This window comes from Catellatospora sichuanensis, from assembly GCF_007483665.1.
GTDB lineage: Bacteria > Actinomycetota > Actinomycetes > Mycobacteriales > Micromonosporaceae > Catellatospora > Catellatospora sichuanensis.
On record NZ_ML660188.1, the window covers coordinates 180,198 to 196,842 of the forward strand.

The 16,645-nt window shown below is 72.4% G+C and carries 15 protein-coding genes and 1 pseudogene; 6 read left to right on the plus strand and 10 right to left on the minus strand.

Annotated features, from left to right (window positions below; translation table 11 throughout):
• Positions 1-2 precede the first annotated feature (2 nt).
• Positions 3-344 (plus strand): hypothetical protein, encoded by a 342-nt coding sequence (locus FLL47_RS09745; RefSeq protein ID WP_144120125.1) that lies wholly within the window; start codon positions 3-5, stop codon positions 342-344.
• Here FLL47_RS09745 and FLL47_RS42775 read toward each other — a convergent pair.
• On the minus strand, positions 325-462 hold the full coding sequence (locus tag FLL47_RS42775; RefSeq protein WP_186315629.1) for a hypothetical protein: 138 nt from the start codon (positions 460-462) through the stop codon (positions 325-327). The genes FLL47_RS09745 and FLL47_RS42775 overlap by 20 nt on opposite strands.
• Before the next feature lie 126 nt (positions 463-588).
• Between FLL47_RS42775 and FLL47_RS09750 the strand changes: the two genes are divergently transcribed.
• Positions 589-1,356: a hypothetical protein gene (locus FLL47_RS09750; protein ID WP_144120126.1), complete on the plus strand. Its 768-nt coding sequence runs from the start codon at positions 589-591 to the stop codon at positions 1,354-1,356.
• A gap of 5 nt (positions 1,357-1,361) precedes the next feature.
• On the opposite strand, the gene FLL47_RS09755 is transcribed toward FLL47_RS09750, so the two are convergent.
• The 4 genes and pseudogenes from FLL47_RS09755 to FLL47_RS09770 form a co-directional block, all read right to left on the minus strand.
• The gene (locus tag FLL47_RS09755; RefSeq protein WP_246157721.1) at positions 1,362-1,571 is read right to left on the minus strand and encodes a ferredoxin; all 210 of its coding nucleotides are present in this window, start codon (positions 1,569-1,571) and stop codon (positions 1,362-1,364) included.
• Positions 1,568-2,764 (minus strand): cytochrome P450, encoded by a 1,197-nt coding sequence (locus FLL47_RS09760; protein WP_144120127.1) that lies wholly within the window; start codon positions 2,762-2,764, stop codon positions 1,568-1,570. Before FLL47_RS09760 ends, FLL47_RS09755 begins: the two co-directional genes overlap by 4 nt.
• Positions 2,765-2,852: 88 nt before the next feature.
• A complete protein-coding gene (locus tag FLL47_RS09765) occupies positions 2,853-3,365 on the minus strand; it encodes a universal stress protein (RefSeq protein WP_246157729.1) in 513 nt (170 codons plus the stop codon).
• Positions 3,366-3,772: 407 nt separating this feature from the next.
• Positions 3,773-5,332, minus strand: a pseudogene (locus tag FLL47_RS09770) (MDR family MFS transporter); the annotation flags it as partial.
• Positions 5,333-5,418: 86 nt separating this feature from the next.
• On the opposite strand from FLL47_RS09770, the gene FLL47_RS09775 reads away from it, so the two are divergent.
• Positions 5,419-6,012: a TetR/AcrR family transcriptional regulator gene (locus FLL47_RS09775; protein WP_246157731.1), complete on the plus strand. Its 594-nt coding sequence runs from the start codon at positions 5,419-5,421 to the stop codon at positions 6,010-6,012.
• A 246-nt stretch (positions 6,013-6,258) separates the two neighbouring features.
• Positions 6,259-7,497, plus strand: coding sequence for a lysylphosphatidylglycerol synthase transmembrane domain-containing protein (locus FLL47_RS09780; protein WP_222106013.1), 1,239 nt, complete (start codon positions 6,259-6,261; stop codon positions 7,495-7,497).
• 52 nt (positions 7,498-7,549) lie between these two features.
• On the opposite strand, the gene FLL47_RS09785 is transcribed toward FLL47_RS09780, so the two are convergent.
• The 3 genes from FLL47_RS09785 to FLL47_RS09795 are packed head-to-tail and all read right to left on the minus strand — an operon-like array spanning position 7,550 to position 10,123.
• Positions 7,550-8,239, minus strand: coding sequence for a DUF998 domain-containing protein (locus FLL47_RS09785; protein ID WP_186315630.1), 690 nt, complete (start codon positions 8,237-8,239; stop codon positions 7,550-7,552).
• Between the two features lie 7 nt (positions 8,240-8,246).
• Complete coding sequence (locus FLL47_RS09790; RefSeq protein ID WP_144120129.1) at positions 8,247-8,882, minus strand: hypothetical protein; 636 nt, start codon at positions 8,880-8,882, stop codon at positions 8,247-8,249.
• Positions 8,883-8,938: 56 nt separating this feature from the next.
• Positions 8,939-10,123 (minus strand): MFS transporter, encoded by a 1,185-nt coding sequence (locus FLL47_RS09795; protein WP_144120130.1) that lies wholly within the window; start codon positions 10,121-10,123, stop codon positions 8,939-8,941.
• A gap of 128 nt (positions 10,124-10,251) precedes the next feature.
• Here FLL47_RS09795 and FLL47_RS09800 point away from each other — a divergent pair, with 128 nt between their 5' ends.
• Positions 10,252-11,580: a vWA domain-containing protein gene (locus FLL47_RS09800; protein ID WP_144120131.1), complete on the plus strand. Its 1,329-nt coding sequence runs from the start codon at positions 10,252-10,254 to the stop codon at positions 11,578-11,580.
• A 45-nt stretch (positions 11,581-11,625) separates the two neighbouring features.
• Here the strand turns inward: FLL47_RS09800 and FLL47_RS09805 are convergent, their stop codons facing one another.
• Entirely contained in the window at positions 11,626-13,494 is a 1,869-nt protein-coding gene (locus FLL47_RS09805; RefSeq protein ID WP_144120132.1) for a CASTOR/POLLUX-related putative ion channel, read from the minus strand.
• A gap of 169 nt (positions 13,495-13,663) precedes the next feature.
• Entirely contained in the window at positions 13,664-14,980 is a 1,317-nt protein-coding gene (locus FLL47_RS09810; protein ID WP_246157734.1) for a ThuA domain-containing protein, read from the minus strand.
• A 237-nt stretch (positions 14,981-15,217) separates the two neighbouring features.
• Between FLL47_RS09810 and FLL47_RS09815 the strand changes: the two genes are divergently transcribed.
• A complete protein-coding gene (locus tag FLL47_RS09815; protein WP_144120134.1) occupies positions 15,218-16,621 on the plus strand; it encodes a serine/threonine-protein kinase in 1,404 nt (467 codons plus the stop codon).
• Positions 16,622-16,645: the final 24 nt, after the last annotated feature.

A 16,645-nucleotide genomic window follows, 5' to 3' on the forward strand; every position in this document is an offset into this window, starting at 1 on the left:
CGATGCTCCGTTACCCGGCCGCGCTCGCGCTGACGCTGGCCGTCGAGATCCCCGTGTACGCGGCCGCGCTGCGCTGGGGCTGGGCGGCGTCGTGGCGCCGGGCGGTGCTGTGCGCGCTGGGCGTGAACCTGGCGACGCATCCGCTGCTGTGGTGGCTGCTCGCACCGTGGACGGCGCGGGCGGCGTACCCGCTGGTCCTGGTCGGCGCGGAGCTGGTGGTGTGCGGCGCGGAGGCGGCGCTGCTGGCCTGGTGGCTGGGTCGCCGCGACCCGCTGCTGGCCGTGCTCGCGATCACCGCGAACGCCGCCTCGGTGTTCGCCGGGCTCATTTACGCGAGCGCTTGACCAGCACGACCACCAGGACGATCGCGGCCACGACCGCGAGCATGCACACGCAGACCGCGGCCAGCCCGAGGCCCGTGTACTCCGGGGGAGGGGCGGCGTCGGCGAGAATTCTCGGCATCGGTCCAGTATCGCGATCGCGGCGCGGCCGTCCACCGGCCGAACGTGGCGTCCACGATGGCCGGTCGCCGCGACATCCGCCCGCGGGCCGCAGCGCGCGCGGGTGGATCATGTGATCAGATGAGCCATGGGTGACGGGTGGCGCGAGGTGGCGCGCGAGGTGGCGGACTGGCTGGCCGAGCTGCGGCCGGACGGCGCGTTGACGGGATACGACCCCGGCGCGCGGCCCGACGCGGCGTGGATCCTGCACGCGATGTACGAGTGGGAGTCGGGTTCGACCCAGACCACCCACCACGACCTGCGGCGCAGTCTGCTCGACGCGCATCTGGTCGAGCCGGAGCTGGTCGGCGGGATCAACCTCGACGAGTGGGGTGTCGTCGACACCGGCGGGGCGGTGGGCCGCTCGCAGCACCCGGGGCCCGGCTGGCGGCGGCTGCGCTGGGCCGAGCTCGCGGCGCGCACCGACGAGCCGGTCGTGCCGCCCGGCAGCGCACCGGATTTCCGGAGCCTGCCGGGCTCGCATCCGGACGGCAGCTGGCCGGCCAGCATCGAGCCGCCTGCGGAGGGCTCGCTGGACCGGGAAGGCTGGGTGCGCCTGGTGGACCTGCTGAGCGCCTGGTCCGGCCCGGACACACCGTGCTTCGCCTACATCGCCCGCGGCGCGGCGCCCGACCAGGAGCCGCATGTGCTGGCCGGACCGCTCGGCGAGGCCGCTGTGCTCTACGACGACGAGCGCGGCAGCGGCTCCCCCGCGAACCTGTGGCCCGCCGACCGGTCCTGGGTCACCTGGTCCGACTGGGACCTGTGGGGCACCAAGGTCGCCGGCCCGCCCGCCCTGATCGAAACCCTGCTCGCGGACCCGGACCTGGAAGCGATACGCCTGCCCTGGGCTTGACCCGGTCAGGGTTCGGTGACCTCTATCGCGGCGGCGGGGCAGTTGTAGGCGGCCTCGCGCACCGCGTCGTACTCGGACTCGGGCGGTTCGGCCTGGCGCAGCACGACCAGGCCGTCGGCGTCGTCCTGGTCGAAGACCTCGGGTGCGGTGCGTACGCAGTTGCCCGAGCCGCAGCACGCGTCCCGGTCGACGGCCACCCGCAACGGTGCGCTCACCACGTCACCGGCAGCCGTTGCACCCCGAACACGACCGCGTCTCGGTAACGGACGTCGTCGGGGGCCACGGCCAGGGCCAGGCCCGGCAGGCGGGTGATCATTTCGGACAGGGCGATGCGCAGCTCCGCGCGGGCCAGCGGCTGGCCGATGCACTGGTGGATGCCGAACCCGAACGCCATGTGCTGGTGCGAGCCGCGGTGCAGGTCGAACTCCTCGCCGTCGGGGAACACGTCGGCGTCGCGGTTGGCGGCCGACAGCAGCGCGATGACGCCCTCGCCAGCGGCGATGCGGTGCCCGCCGACCTCGGTGTCGGTCACCGCGACGCGGGTCAGGCCGGTGCGCACGATGGTCAGGTAACGCAGCAGCTCCTCGACGGTGTCGTCGATCAGCTCGGGCCGCTCCCGCAGCTGGCGCAGCTGCTCCGGGTGCTTCAGCAGCACCAGCGTGCTCAGGCCGATCATGTTGGAGGTGGTCTCGTGGCCGGCGATGAGCAGCAGCACGGACAGGCCGACCAGCTCCTCCTCGGTCATCTCGCCGGTGGCGACGCGTTCGGCGGCGAGCCGGCTGATCAGGTCCTCGCCGGGTTCGTCGCGGCGCGCGGCGATGAGCCGGGTCAGGTAGTCGCGCATCTCCTCGATCGCGTCGCGGACCTGCTCGGGCGGGCTCGACCAGGCCAGCAGGATGCGGCTGCGCTCCTGGAAGTAGTCGTGGTCGGCGTACGGGACGCCGAGCAGGTGGCAGATCACCATCGACGGGACCGGCAGCGCGAAGTGCTCGACCAGGTCGGCGGGCTGCCCGCCGGCGCGCATCGACTCCAGCGCGACGACGACGGTCTGCCGGATCAGCGGCTCCAGGGTCCGGATGTGCTTGATCATGAACTCGGGGGTGAGCATGCGGCGGAACTTCGTGTGCTCGGGCGGGTCCATCCGGATCAGCGAACCGTCCGGGCGGCGCGGCATGTCCTCCGGAATCGGCCTGATCAGCGGGAACCCGGGCCGGGTGAAGTCGCTGGAGAAGTCCGCGCTGCGCAGCAGTTCGCGCAGGTGCTCGTGCCGGGTGAACAGCCACGCCTGCTGGCCGGTCGGCAGCTGCACCCGGCCCACCCCGTCCGCGCCGAGGTCGGGCAGCAGCGGTTCGAGCCCGGCGTTGCCGAACGGATACGTCGGGACGTTCGTAGCCAGCGTGTCGGACATGTCAGACTCCCCCGTCGAACCCCCAGGACCTCTCCAAGTTACTAGGATTTGCCCCGTTTCGAGGAGTTCTGGCCGACCGGCCGGCTGGTCAGGGGACCACGACCACCGGCCAGCGGCCCTGCTTGACCAGCCGGGTCGCCACCGAGCCGACGAACCGGTGCCCCGCCTGCGCGGACGCCCCGACGACCAGCATGTCCGCCTTCAGCTCGTCGGCGGTGGCTCGCAGCTCCGCGTACGGATCACCGCGGCGCACCACGAACGAGACGGGCAGGCCCATAGAGACGGGCAGGCCCATCTCCTCAGCCGCTCGGCGCACCTGTTCCCGCAGCTCCCCGGCCAGCTCCTCGGCCGTCTCCAGCGCCGCCACGGCGGCCTGGCCGTAGACCGCGGCGACCAGCCCGGCCGACTCCCCCACGAACACCACCGCCAGGCGGCTGCGCTGGCGGCGGGCCAGCCCCGCGGCGTAGGCGGCCGCCCGCTCCGAGGGCGGGCTGCCGTCCACGCCGACCATGATCACGCGTGGTCCGTCGGTGCCGCGCTCGAAGGCGCACGGGGCGGCCGCCGGGCCGTAGTGCTCGGCGCGCTGCTGCGGGATGTCCACGATCCGGCCCGTCCCGCTCAGGCCCGGCCCAGCACCGGGGCGGACTCGGCGAACCCGGCCGCAGCGGCGGTCGGCGCGTACGGTGCCGTGGTGGGCAGGTCGCCGGGGACCGGCCCGAACCCGTTGGGCACCCGCACCGCGGTCGGCGCGTAACCGTACGACCCCTGCGGCGACCGCTCGCCGGCCTGCGCCGGCACCTGGGCGTTCGGCACCTGGCCGTGGGCCGGCGCGGGAGCCGCCATGCGGGTGTCGCCCTGCGACGGCCACGGGGCAGACGGCGCGTAGGCGAACGCGGGTGCCGGGACGTGCAGGTGGGCGTCGACCCGGGACGGCGTCGGGGCGGCAGGCGGGTAGGCGTACACCGGTGCCGGTGTGTGGGAGCGGGCGTCGGCGTGGGACGGCGCCGGTGCGGCGGGCGCGGGGACGGCCGGCGCGGGCGCGGGGGCCTCGGCGCCGGAGCGCAGGGTGATGTCGGGCAGCAGCAGTGCGGCGATGACGCCGACCGCGCCGATGGCCGCGGAGATGAGGAAGATGTGGCCGGTGGCGTCGCCGTACGCCTCGCGGACGATGGCCTGGGCCACCGGCGGCAGAGCATTGAGGTTCAGCGAGCCGCCGCCTGAGCCCGCAGGCAGGCCGGCCGCAGCCAGGTGCTCGGCGATGATCGACTGGACCCGGTTGGCCAGCGCGGCACCCAGCACCGAGACGCCGATGGTGCCGCCCAGCGAGCGGAAGAAGGTCACCGAGCCGGTGGCCGCGCCCAGGTCCTTCATGGCGGCGGTGTTCTGCACCGCGAGCACCAGGTTCTGCATGGTCATGCCGACGCCCAGGCCGACGAGCAGCATGCCCACGCTGATCACGGTCAGCGGCGTGGCGTGGTCGATGAACGACAGGCCGAGGAACCCGGCGACCAGCACGATCGCGCCGGTGACGATGTACGGCTTGACCTTGCCGGACTTGGTCACCATGCGGCCGGTGACCGTCGAGGAGATCAGGACGCCGAGCATCAGCGGCATGGTGAGCAGGCCGGCCTCGGTGGGGGTGTAGCCGCGGCCGATCTGGAAGTACTGGCCGAGGAAGACCGAGCCGCCGAACATGGCCATGCCGACCGCCAGGCTGGCGAGGATGGACAGCGCGGGGACCCGTTTGCTGATCACGGTGATCGGGACGACCGGGCTCTCCGCCCGCAGCTCCACCCACACCGCCGCGGCCAGCACCAGCAGCGACGCGCCGACCATGGCGAAGGTCTGCCAGGACAGCCAGTCGAACGAGTTGCCGACGAACGACACCCAGACCAGCAGGGTGCTCACCCCGACGGCGATCAGGGTCGCGCCGAGGTAATCGATCTTCGCCTTGACCCGGGGCCCGTGGGGCAGGTCGAGGGTCAGCCACAGCAGCGCGAAGGCGATCGCGGCGATGGGCACGCCGATGAAGAAGCACCAGCGCCAGCCCAGCCACGAGGTGTCCACGATCAGGCCGCCCAGCAGCGGCCCGGCCAGCGTCGCCACGGCCATGACGCCGCCGAGGTAGCCGTTGTAACGGCCCCGCTCGCGCGGCGGGATCATCGCCGCGATCACGATCTGCACGAGGGCCTGCAGGCCGCCGACGCCGATGCCCTGCACGGCGCGGGCGGCGATGACCTGGCTGGTGTCCTGGGCGAAGCCGCTGAGCAGCGAACCGATCACGAAGATCACGATCGCGATCTGGACCAGGAGTTTCTTGCTGAACATGTCCGCCAGGCGCCCCCAGACCGGGGTCGTCGCGGTGGCGGCGAGCAGGGTCGCGGTGACGACCCAGGTGTACTGCGTCTGCGTGCCGTTCAGCTCGCCGACGATCCGGGGCAGCGCGGTCGACACGATGGTCGAGCTGATCATGGCGACGAACAGCACGAGCAGCAGCCCGCTCAGGGACTCCAGGATCTCGCGGTGGCCCATGCGCAGGTGGCGGGGGGTATGGCCGGGGTTGCTCATGACATCGAATATGACACTCAATTTGCGCAGTGTGCAAAGTTTCCCGATGTGCATTCCACCACGGCGCCCGGTATCGTCTCCTGCTCGTGGAGCCGACGACGACCCTGCGCGAACGCAAGAAGGAAGCGACCCGGCAGGCCCTGCACGACGCCGTGCTGCGCCTGGCCGTCGAGCGCGGCCTGGACGCGGTGACCGTGGACGCCATCGCCGACGAGGCCAACGTGTCGCGGCGCACCTTCTCCAACTACTTCGCCAACAAGGAGGACGCCCTCCTGTACGGCGACCGGGTGCGCGTCAACGCGCTGCTGGAACTGCTGCGCGCCCGCCCCGCCGAGGAGTCTCCGTGGCAGGCCCTCACCAACGCGGCGGTGACCCACTTCGAACAGATCGGCGAGGTCGACCCGAACTGGGTCGCGCAGACCCGGCTGCTGCGCCGCCACCCGTCCCTGCTCGCCCAGCAGGCGGCGGCCCAGACCTTGCTGGAGCAGGAACTCGCCGTGGAGGTCGCCGCGCGCGACCCCGGCCATCCCGACGAGCCGATGCGCTCCCGGGTGCTCGCCGCCGTCTTCATGACCGCGCTGCGCACCGTGTTCGGCCTGTGGGTCGAACAGGGCGGCGGGACCGCCCTGCCCGTCGCCGTGCGGGCCGGGCTGGACCGCGCCGCCGAGCCGTTCGCATAGCCGCATGCGTCCCCCGACATCGGCCGTCCGGGATCGGCATTCAGCAAACTTTGCGCTGTGTGCAGCATTACGAGTCGCTCGACAAGCGACCCGCGAGCGGTATGGTCCGTGATCGTGAAGGCTCTTCGCCGACGTAGCGCGCCGAAGGCATGCCGACGCCTGGCCCGGCCGTACCGGTCCCCGCGCCGGCAGGTCGCGGCACCCCGGGAGCGGGCCGTGGTGCGTCGGGACCCGCGCCCTCCCGCCGTGTCGGAGCAACCGTCGCCGGAGGGCTCCAGACCCTCCACGCCCCGCTGGCGACGCTGGCTGCGCAGACTGCTGCCGGTCGTCGTGGTCGTGCTGGCGCTGCAGACGGTCCGCGATCAGATCCCCGGCCTCGCCCAGATCGAGCCTGTCGTGGCCGACGGCGAGCTGGCCTGGATCGGGGTCGCGCTGCTGGCCGAGATCCTGTCGATGTCGCTGTTCGCCCGCCAGCAGACGAACCTGCTCAAGGGCGTCGGGGTGCACGCGGGGCTGGGCGGGGCGCTGGCACTGGCATACACCCGCTCCGCGCTCTCGATCAGCATGCCCGCCGGCACGGCGGTCTCCGCCGCGTACGCCTTCCAGCGATTCCGCCGCTGGGGCGCGAGCCGCGAGGCGGCGACGGCTGTGATGATCATGTCTGGCGTCAGCTCGTTCATCTCCCTCGCACTGCTCTATGTCGCGGGCTACCTGCTCATCTTCCTCGCCTCGCCCGTGTCGACCTGGCGGGACCAGCCGGTGCTGACCCTCGCGGTCCTGGCCGTCAGCGCCGGCACCGCCGGCCTGCTGGTGCGCCACCGGCTGCGGGCCCGCGCCTCGCTGACCATCGACGGGCCGGTGGACGAGGAGGACCTCGACTTCCTGACCACCGCCCCGGACCCGGCCGCCGACGACTCCGGACGGCCCGTACGCTCCGGCCTCGTCCGCACGCGACTGCGGCGGCTCGGGCAACTGCTGCGCGACGTGGCCGCAGTCGCCGAGAGCATGCCGCGACGCCACCGCACCACTGCGCTGGGCCTGTCGGCGCTCAACTGGCTCGCCGACCTGGCCTGCCTCGTCGCCGTCGCGCAGGCCTTCCACCTGCCGCTGGACCTGCTCGAACTCGGCACGATCTACGTCGCCGCGCAGCTGGTCCGGCAGATCCCGATCACCCCCGGCGGCATCGGCGTCATCGAGGCGACCCTGCTCGCCGCGCTGACCGCCGCGGGCGCGGAACCGGCCGCCGCCGCGGCGACCGTGCTCGGCTACCGGCTGCTCTCCTGCTGGCTGGTCATCCCCGCCGGCCTGACCACCTGGGCGTTCCTGCGCCGCGCCGACCGCCGCACGCCCGCCGAGCCGGCAACGGCGCCCGAGGCCGGATCGGCGGCGACAGGTCCGGTTCAGGCGACGGCAGCGGTGGCGACGGCTCCCGCAACGACGGTGATCGCGGCAGCCGGGGCGAAGGCCGGCGCGGCGAAGGGCTGACGCACCGCCTCACCGGCGCCCCCGCCCCGGGCAGGCCGGCAGGTGTTCGTGATCAGCGGCCTGGTGCTGTGACGGCGACCGCGTCGCCGTCGGGCGCGGACGACGCCCGCCACGCCCACCGGCCCAGCGCCAGCACCGTGAGCACCTCGAAGACGGCCAGGCCGCGCTCCACCGCCCCCAGCGGGATGACATCCCACCACGGCCGTCCGGTGTACGGCGTGAGCAGGTATGCGCCGGCGATGACGCCGAAGAAGGCGAGGGCGGCCAGAGCCGGGATCGCGGTCAGCCAGACACTGCCCCGCCACCGGCGCTCCCGCCGCCACATGACGGTGACCAGCAGTGCCCCGAGCGGCAGGCTGAGGAACGCGACCAGGCTGGCCATGCGGTGAATGGTCCCGTGCGTCGACGGCCCGACCGACCAGTCGTGTTTCGGGAAGTACACCACCGCCGCCAGACCCGCCGACCACAGCAGCAGCCCGAGCGCGGCGAACGACGCGGGCCGCACCAGCCGGGCGTACGCCAGCGCCGCGAACACGGCCAGCGAACCCGCGGCGAGGATCAGCACCCCGAGGTTGAACACCCAGCCGGTCTCGTAGTAGGCGTACTCGCTGATCGTCCGGCGGATCGGGCTGACTCCGGCCGTCGGCGGCAGCACATGCAGTGCGGACACGGCCAGCACCCCGGTCACGACGGCGGCGACCCCTGCGGCGGCGAACGTTCGGGTGAGGGAGACGGTCGGCATACCCCGATCATCCCGCATCGGCCACGCGGCGCCGGTACCTCAGCCGATCCTCGGGGACCTGCATGGCCACCAGCGCCCCCAGGCCGGCGAGCCCCGCGACGCCGAGCAGGTATCCCGCCCCGGTCCAGCTCTCGAATCCCTGCCCGTCCCTGACCCGCAACCAGCCCAGCCGGTCGGCGTACGCCGTCACCCGGTCCCCCGCGACGAGGTCGTGGTCGGCGTGGAACCAGACGTCGCCGAGTTCTTCGCCGGTGTCGGCGGCCTTCAACCGGACGAGCTGCGGACCGGGCCGGTCGAACCCACCGGGTAGGTCTGCGGCGACGACGGCCTCGATCGGGCGGACCGTGACCCCGTCGTACCACGGCGGAACCAGCACCAGCGCGGACACGAACACCAGGAGCGGGCCCGACGCGGCGAGCAATCCCCACCGGTCGTGGATGTCGTCGGGCGATGTGTCGCCCACGCGCATGAGAAACGGCATCAACATGGCCACGACGAACCCGGCCGCTCCCAACGGGATGGCCAGCCACAGTCGGCTGCCGTATCCCGCGAGCGCAGCGAGGGCGGCGACGGCGGCACAGCCACCGACTGCCAGGACCGGCCGCACCAGCCGCCGTACCAACGGATATCGATCAGTGCCCACCCCTCGATTCTCGCCCCACCCGTCCGACGGCACCAGCCGACGCCGTCTGCCCTGACTCAGGCGAGGAACGGTTCCGTGGCGTCGGCCTCCGCGGGAGCCGCCCGGCCCGATCGCCACGCGAGCAGTCCAGCACCGACGGCGAGCACGGCGCACACGGGCCAGAGCGCGGCCGGGGCGACGCCGTAGAGCAGCGCGCCCAGCGGAGCCGCCAGCATGGTGCCGCTGGTCGCCGCGCCGCTGTAGAGGCCCTGGTACTGGCCGGTCAGCTCGGCCGGGGCGCGGTCGAGCACGTGCGCGGTGGCGGTGGTCTTGTAGAGGATCTCGCCGGCGGTCAGCACCACCATCGCGGCGATCACCACGGCCGCGGTGGAGCCGAGGCCGAACAGTGCCATGCCGACGCCGACCAGGGCGTATCCCACCGCGACGATGCCCGCCGCGGGCAGCCGCCGCAGCAGCATGGTCACCGGGATCTCCAGCAGCAGGATGAGCCCGGAGCCGACGGCGAGCACGGTCGCGTACACGGTCAGCTGCTGGCCGTTGTCGCGCAGGTAGACGGGCAGCGTCGAGTACAGCTGGCGGTAGACGGCGTCGACCACGACGATCGCGGGCAGCAGCATCAGCAGGCCGCGGTCGGCGAGCACGCTGCGCCACAGCCCGGCGGGACGGTCCCCGGCGGTCGTGGTCTGCCGCTCGGGTTCGGCCCGCAGCAGCGCCGCGGTGACCGCCCGGACGGCCAGGATGACCAGGCCGTCGATGACGAACAGGGCCGTGAAGTGCTCCACCGCGAGCAGCGCGCCGACCGGCGGTCCGATGACGCAGCCGGCGTTGAACGCGGCCCGGCTGATCGCGACGGCCCGCCGCCGGTCGCCCGCCGGCACGGCCAGCGCGGTCAGCGCGCCCTGCGAGGTGCCCGCGGTCGCGCCGCTGTACCCGAGCAGCGCGGTCGACACGGCGAGCAGCGCCACCGGCGTCCACGGGATGAGCAGGGTGACCACGCCGGCGACGGTGGAGGCGAGCAGCATGACCCGGCGGTGGCCGTACCGGTCGCCGAACCGTCCTCCGGTGAAGTTCCCGGCCAGCAGCCCGACGCCCAGCGCGCCGCTGATCAGCCCGGCCTGTTCCAGCGTCAGTTGCCGCGGACCGGTGAGGTAGAGGAACAGGAAGGTGAAGACGAAGGATCCGGCGGCGTTGACGAACCGCCCGACGGCAAGGATCCACACGACCCGGGGTATGTCACGCACGCACGCACCCTAGAACGCGTGATCATGCTCGTGCAAAGGCGTTACCACCGTGCGAATGGATCGCTCCCGCACTCGACCCGGTCGCCTACTGTGCACCCGGCCCCGTTTCCCCGTCCGAAGGAGACCCCGTGCACATCTCTGCGCATCTGGATGTCGACGTCGTCGCCGTGGAGACCGACGACCAGTTGTCGGTGCTCATCGAGCTGACCGCGCCACCCGCCCCGGCCACCGCCGGCCCTCGGCCGCCGCAGACGCTGGAGGTGGTGCTCGACCGCAGCGGCTCGATGCGCGGCGCGCGGCTGGAAGGCGCGAAGACGGCGCTGATCGGGCTGATCGACCGGCTCGACCCGCAGGACAACTTCGGGCTGGTCGCCTTCGACGACCGGGTCGAGCTGACCGTCCCGGCCGGGAAGCTGACCGACAAGCTCGCGGTCAAGCGGGCGATCGCGGAGCTGCAGGCGCGGGGCAACACGGATCTGTCCGCCGGCTACCTGCGCGGGCTGCAGGAGGCCAAGCGGGTCGCCGGGGCAGGCGGGGCGCGGCTGCTACTGGTGTCGGACGGGCACGCCAACGCGGGCGTCACCGATCCGGAGGCGCTCGGCGGCGTGGCCGCGAAGGCGTACGCGGACAAGGTCACCTCGTCCACGCTCGGGTTCGGACTGGGTTACGACGAGCGGCTGCTGTCCGCGATCGCCCGGGGCGGCGTGGGCAACGAACTGTTCGCCGAGGAGGCCGACACCGCCTCCGCGCAGATCGCCGGCGAGGTCGAGGGGCTGCTGTCGCAGACCGCGCAGGCGGCGTCGCTGCAGATCACGCTGTCGCCCGAGGTACGGGCGGTGCAGATCGTCAACGACCTGCCGGTGACGGCGACGGGCAAGACCGTGCTCGCCGAGCTGGGCGCGTTCTACGCCGACGAGACTCGCAAACTGCTGCTGGTGTTCGACATCCCGGCGATCGCCGCGCTCGGCCTGGCCCAGGTCGCGACGTGCGAGTTCACCTGGGTCGAGCTGCCGGGCCTGACCCAGCACACGGTGACCGTGCCGCTGCACGTCAACGTGGTTCCCGGCGACCAGGCCGCGGGCCGGGTCCCGGACCCGGTGGTGCGCACCGAGCTGGTGTACCTGCGCGTGCAGGAGGCCAAGCGCCGGGCCTCGCGGCACCTGAGCGCGGGAGCGTCCGACGCGGCGCTGGGCGAGATCCGCCGGGCGCAGGGCGCGGTGACCGGCGCGCTGGCCGACGCGCCCGACTACCTGCGCGCCGATCTGGACGAGGAGGTCTCGTCGCTGAACTACCTGGCGCAGCAGACCGAACGCGGCATGATCGCGCGGGCGGCGAAGTATTCGTCCTCGGATTCGTCGTACAAGTCCCGCAGCCGCGGCCGGAACCTGCCCCCGGCCGCACCCGACCGCACGAACGAGCCGCCGTCGGGTGAGCCGCCGACCCGCGGCGGAAACTGACCACCGGGCGCAGCACCGGCACCGCCCCGCCGGAGGGGGTGCCGGTCAGCTGCTCGACAGCACGATCACCCGGTCGATGGGCGGCATGACCTGCTCCTTGTCGGGGTTCAGGACCACACCGTGCTCGTCGCCGCTGTCGGTCACCCGGTAGCCGATGGCGACCTCCCCGCGCCGGGCCGCCGCGGCGACCACCGTCGCGAACGTGATCGTCACACCCGCCCGCAGGTAGTAGCTCGCGGGACGGATGTAGATCTCCGCGCCGTCGGCGTCGAACAGGTCCGCGAAGACCGACTCCAGGTGGCGGTTCTCCGAGATCTGCGTCATCAGCAGGCTCACCAGCTGCTCGCTCACCACGAAGTCGTCGGCCTTGGTCAGCTGGGCCAGGGCCCGGTCGCGGTCGTCGCGCATCTCGCTGACGATCGAGCCGGGCCCGCGCCCGGCCAGGATGTCACGCAGGTGCAGCAGGGTGACCAGCACCCGCGAGTCGGCGGTGAGCGCGTCCAGGTCGTCGTCGGACAGCACGATGACGTTCTGGTACGACGCCACGTCCAGGGTCTCCAGCACCCCGCGGTCACGGGTGTCGCCCGCCTTCGACCGGATCACCAGGCGGCGCAGCCGGGGCGCCAGCCGCCCCACGGCCGGGGTCGCGTCCGCCCGGTCGGTGACCACGTCCACCGTGGACCCGGCCGCGACATACACGTCGAGCTGCTCGACGATCCGGGCGGCGCGCCGGTTCCAGCCCAGGATCAGCGTGCTCTCCGGGGCGGCGGGGCCGCGTACTCCGTGCACGATCGCGGTGTCGTCGACGGCGAACGGCGCGGGTGCCAGGGTGATCATCGAGTCGTCGCGCGCCAGCAGCACGATCCGGTCGCCCGGGCTGATCACGGTGCCCGGCGGCGGGTTGAGCACGGTCTTGCCGTCGGCCAGCAGCAGGCCCAGCGGGCAGCACTGCTTGTACGCCAGCAGCGCCTGCGCGAACGGCCGCCCGACCAGGCTCGGCTCGACGGTCATGTAGATCTCGTCGCCGCCGAAGTCGAACAGGTCGTGGTAGACCACCGACAGCTTGGACTGCCGGGCGGTCTGCACGATGAGCCGCGCGCCGATGTCGTCGCCGTCGAGCACGACCGCGTCGCCGCCGGCCAGCTTGGCCACGGCCCGGTTGCGGCTGTCGCGCACCGCCGCCACGACGTGGTGCGGGCGGCCCCGGAACGCCGGGCCCTTGTTGATCGCGAGCAGGGTCTTGAGCACGTACGCGTCGGCGTCCTCGGCGCTCGCGCCGTCCGGGGCCAGCACGATGATCGACCGGGCCTCGTTGAGGTTGACCATCTCCAGGTCCTTGAGGTCCAGCGGGCTGCCCGTGCGGAAGATCAGCCGGGTACGGCCGGTGTCGCCGATCCGGTGCTCGACCCGGTCCTCCATGGTGACCTTGTCCTGCTCGGCCAGTACGACCACGGCGGCGCGGCGGCGGCTCGCGTTCGCCTCCACCATCTCGGTGATCACCGTGTAGATCTGGTCGGACCAGCCGAGCACCACGGTGTGGTCGCGTTCGAGCACCGCGGAGCGGCCCTTGCGCAGCTGCTCCAGGCGGCGGTTGATACCGCTGGTGAGCAGACCGATCAGCGCGCTCGCCACGAAGATGCCGCCGAGGGCCAGCACGAACCAGAACGGCAGCACCACCCACCCGTCATCGGTCGGCGCAGACAGGCTGAAGGCGGTGACGAAGGTCTTCCACAGCAGCCGCAGCGGGTCTTCGCCCGCGCCGGCCGGGTCGACGATCTCGATGGCCACCGTGACGACGAGGACCAGCCCGAAGGAGGCGACGGCGAGCCAGCCGATGAGCCCGGTGGTGCCGCGCGACATGGTGTTGTCGAACCAGTAGCGCAGCCGGGCGCGGAGGCTCACCTTACGGGCCATGAGCTGGAATTCCTTTGAACGCAGGGAGGGGGCATGCGTTGCGCTCGATCCAGGTGCGCGCTCACTCTAATGGCGGCTGTACGCGTTACGCGGCGGGGTGCCTGACCGGCCGGTAACGACGGAGCGGGCCGGTGCCCGTGGCACCGGCCCGCTCGCCCTTCCCTGCAATCTACGGCTGCTGCACCAGCCGGAACGACTGCGCGCCGGTGCCGTTGCAGGCGTACTGCACGAGCTGGACGCTGTCGGCGATGGACGCGGCGGGCACGTCGAGGCACTTGCCGCTGTTGCGGTTGACCAGGTGGTAGTAGCCGCCGCCCTCGGCGACGGGCTGCCACTGCTGGTTGAGGCCGCCGCTGTAGGTCCACAGCTGGATCGGCGCGTTGTCGGCCGTGGACACGTTGGTCACGTCCAGCGAGCGGGCGCTGTTGAGGCGGCTGTCGAGGTGGGCGTACCCGCCGGTGGTGGGCTGGAAGCGGAACTGCTGCGCCGTGGAGTTGTTGCAGGTGTACTGCTGGATCGCGGTGCCGTTGGCCGACGCCGCGGCGCGGGCGTCGACGCACTTGCCGCTGTTGCGGTTGACCACGCTGTACCACGCGGTCGGCGAGATCGGCCCGGATGACGCCGACGGCGCCGGGGAGGCCGAGGGGCTGGGGCCGGTGGTGGCCCCGCCCAGCCACAGCAGGCCGTCGATCAGCCAGCGGTTCTGCACCTCGCTGGCGAAGGTCGAGGACAGCCGGGTGTTGGTGCTGTAGTTCATCGCGTTGTGCCCGAAGTTCGCGTACAGCATCCGGTAGTTGCGGTTGGTCCAGATGAGCGGGTGGTAGCCGCTGTACCAGGTCTGGTTCGGGTCGGTGCCGACCGGGTAGCTGCCGGGGTCGATCGAGGCCAGGATGTCGATGCTCGGGTTGTTGCGCAGGTCGTTGCGCCACGAGTACCACTCGCTGACCGCCGAGGTCCAGGTGGCGGGCAGCCGCGAGGTGGACGGGTGGGCGCGTTCGGTACGCATGGTGACGCTGGTCGGTCCCCAGGTGTTGGAGACGAAGGCGCCGGTGCCCAGGAACGTGTTGTAGTACCAGCTCCAGGTGTTCGGATCGGTGTTGAACGCGGCGACGTGGAAGCCCATCCACGCACCCCCGTTCTGCATGTACTGCTGGAACGCGGCCCGCTGCCCGGACGGCGGTGCGTCGTCCAGGAACATGATCACCTTGTACTGGGCGAGGTTGCCGGTGTTGAGCCGGCCCCAGTCGGTGGTGGCCTCCCAGGTGAAGTTGTGCTGTGCGGCGGCCTGCGGGAACCAGACCAGCGCCTCCTTGTCGAAGTCGATGTGCGCGGCGTCCCAGGTGCCGTTGTAGAAGGCGAGCACCTTGAACGCGGGTGCGGCCTGCGCGGTGCCCGGGCCCGCGACGACGGTGGCGGTGATCGCGGTGAGCAGGGCGGCGAGCGCGGCGAGCCACCACCTGGCGGCGGCATGCAGAGTTCTGGACACGACGGTTCCTCCGGTTTCGTGCATAGCGGGCCGAGGAACGGGTTCTGCCCCTCCAGGACCACCTGGTGAAACCGTTCGTAAACATTCTTAACTGAACATCCGTCGATAGGCAAGATTGGTTTCCTATTCGGAGCGGCCGTCCATCCCGTGAGGAGACCTCACCTCCGGGTCACCGCAGTGGACCGGCGGCGCTATCCTTGCGGCTCGTTGGTGGATCATCGGGATTCAGGAGGGCAGATGGGCGGCACGGCGCACGACCCCGTACCCGACGTCAGTCCGCTGACCGGCCACGATCCCCGCACCCTCGGCCCGTACCGGCTGCTCGGGCGGCTCGGCAAGGGCGGCCAGGGCGTCGTCTACCTCGGCGCCGACGGCAGCGAGCGCCGCGTCGCGGTCAAGACGATCAACGTCGACCTGCAGCACAACCCCAAGGCCAAGGCGCAGTTCGCCAAGGAGATCGCCGCCGCCCGGCGGGTCACCCCGTTCTGCACCGCCCAGATCCTCTACGCCGAGATCGACACCGAGCTGCCGTACGTCGTCAGCGAGTACATCGCCGGACCGACGCTGCACAAGCAGGTCCGCGACCACGGGCCCCTCGCCGACAACGCGCTCTACCGGCTCGCCGTCGGCACCGCGACCGCGCTCGCCGCGATCCACCAGGCCGGGATCGTGCACTGCGACTTCAAACCCGACAACGTCATCCTCGGCGGCGACGGTCCGCGGGTCATCGACTTCGGCATCGCCCGCGCGCTCGGCGCGGAGACCATGTCCGGGCACGTCATGGGCACCGTGCCGTACATGGCCCCGGAGCGCTTCCACAACGTGGACGTCGGTCCGGCATGCGACATCTTCGGGTGGGCCGCGACCATCGGGTTCGCCTCGTCTGGTCGCGGCCCGTTCGGGCACGACTCGATGGCGACCGTGATGGCGCGCGTGCTGTCCGAGCCACCCGATCTGGACAACCTGTCCGGGACCCTGCGCGAACTGGTCGTCGATTGCCTTGCCAAGGACCAGCAGGCCCGGCCGACCGCGCAGCAGCTGCTCATGCGCCTGCTCGGCCACGAGGCCACCCCGGCCGCGCCGGTGCCGCTGGTCGAGGCGCTCCAGGAGGGCAGCGACGCGGCGACGGCCCTGCTCCAGCCGGGCCACGACTCCGCCACCGCCACAGCGACCGCGCCGACGGCGACCGCCCCCCAGCCGACCGTCACGGCGACCGCCGCACAGCCCGCCGCGCCGACCGTCACCGCGCCCCGCCTGCCGACCGATCCGAACGCGGCGCCGCCGCAGGCCCCTACGGTGCCGCAGCCCTCGGCCACCAGGACCGCGCCCCAGCCCACCGCGATCACGCCGCAGTCGGCGGGCGGACACGACCAGCACTCGCCCGCGCCGGGCGGGCGGCAGTCGGCGTCCGTAGGCCGGGCGTCCCGGTCGCGGCGGCTGTTGCGGCAGGTCGGCGACCCGGTCGGCATCGCCACCGCGCTCGTGCTCGGCGCTGGCGGCTTCGCGGCCGGTTACGTTCCCTCCGCGCAGACCAGTACCGGAGCGGTGGTCGGCGGGGGCGTGCTCGTCGTCGTCTACCTGGTGCGCCTGTTCACCGCCGTCGCGCTCGACGACGGCGCACCCGGCCCGGCCGAGCGCTGACCCCACCGCGACACAGGAGGAATG

What these genes read in the sequence shown, in the direction of transcription:
- FLL47_RS09745 (WP_144120125.1), top strand. Translation starts at nt 3, where the DNA reads ATGCTCCGTTACCCGGCCGCGCTCGCGCTGACGCTGGCCGTCGAGATC.
- FLL47_RS42775 (WP_186315629.1), bottom strand. Translation starts at nt 462, where the DNA reads ATGCCGAGAATTCTCGCCGACGCCGCCCCTCCCCCGGAGTACACGGGC.
- FLL47_RS09750 (WP_144120126.1), top strand. Translation starts at nt 589, where the DNA reads ATGGGTGACGGGTGGCGCGAGGTGGCGCGCGAGGTGGCGGACTGGCTG.
- FLL47_RS09760 (WP_144120127.1), bottom strand. Translation starts at nt 2,764, where the DNA reads ATGTCCGACACGCTGGCTACGAACGTCCCGACGTATCCGTTCGGCAAC.
- FLL47_RS09785 (WP_186315630.1), bottom strand. Translation starts at nt 8,239, where the DNA reads ATGCCGACCGTCTCCCTCACCCGAACGTTCGCCGCCGCAGGGGTCGCC.
- FLL47_RS09805 (WP_144120132.1), bottom strand. Translation starts at nt 13,494, where the DNA reads ATGGCCCGTAAGGTGAGCCTCCGCGCCCGGCTGCGCTACTGGTTCGAC.
- FLL47_RS09815 (WP_144120134.1), top strand. Translation starts at nt 15,218, where the DNA reads ATGGGCGGCACGGCGCACGACCCCGTACCCGACGTCAGTCCGCTGACC.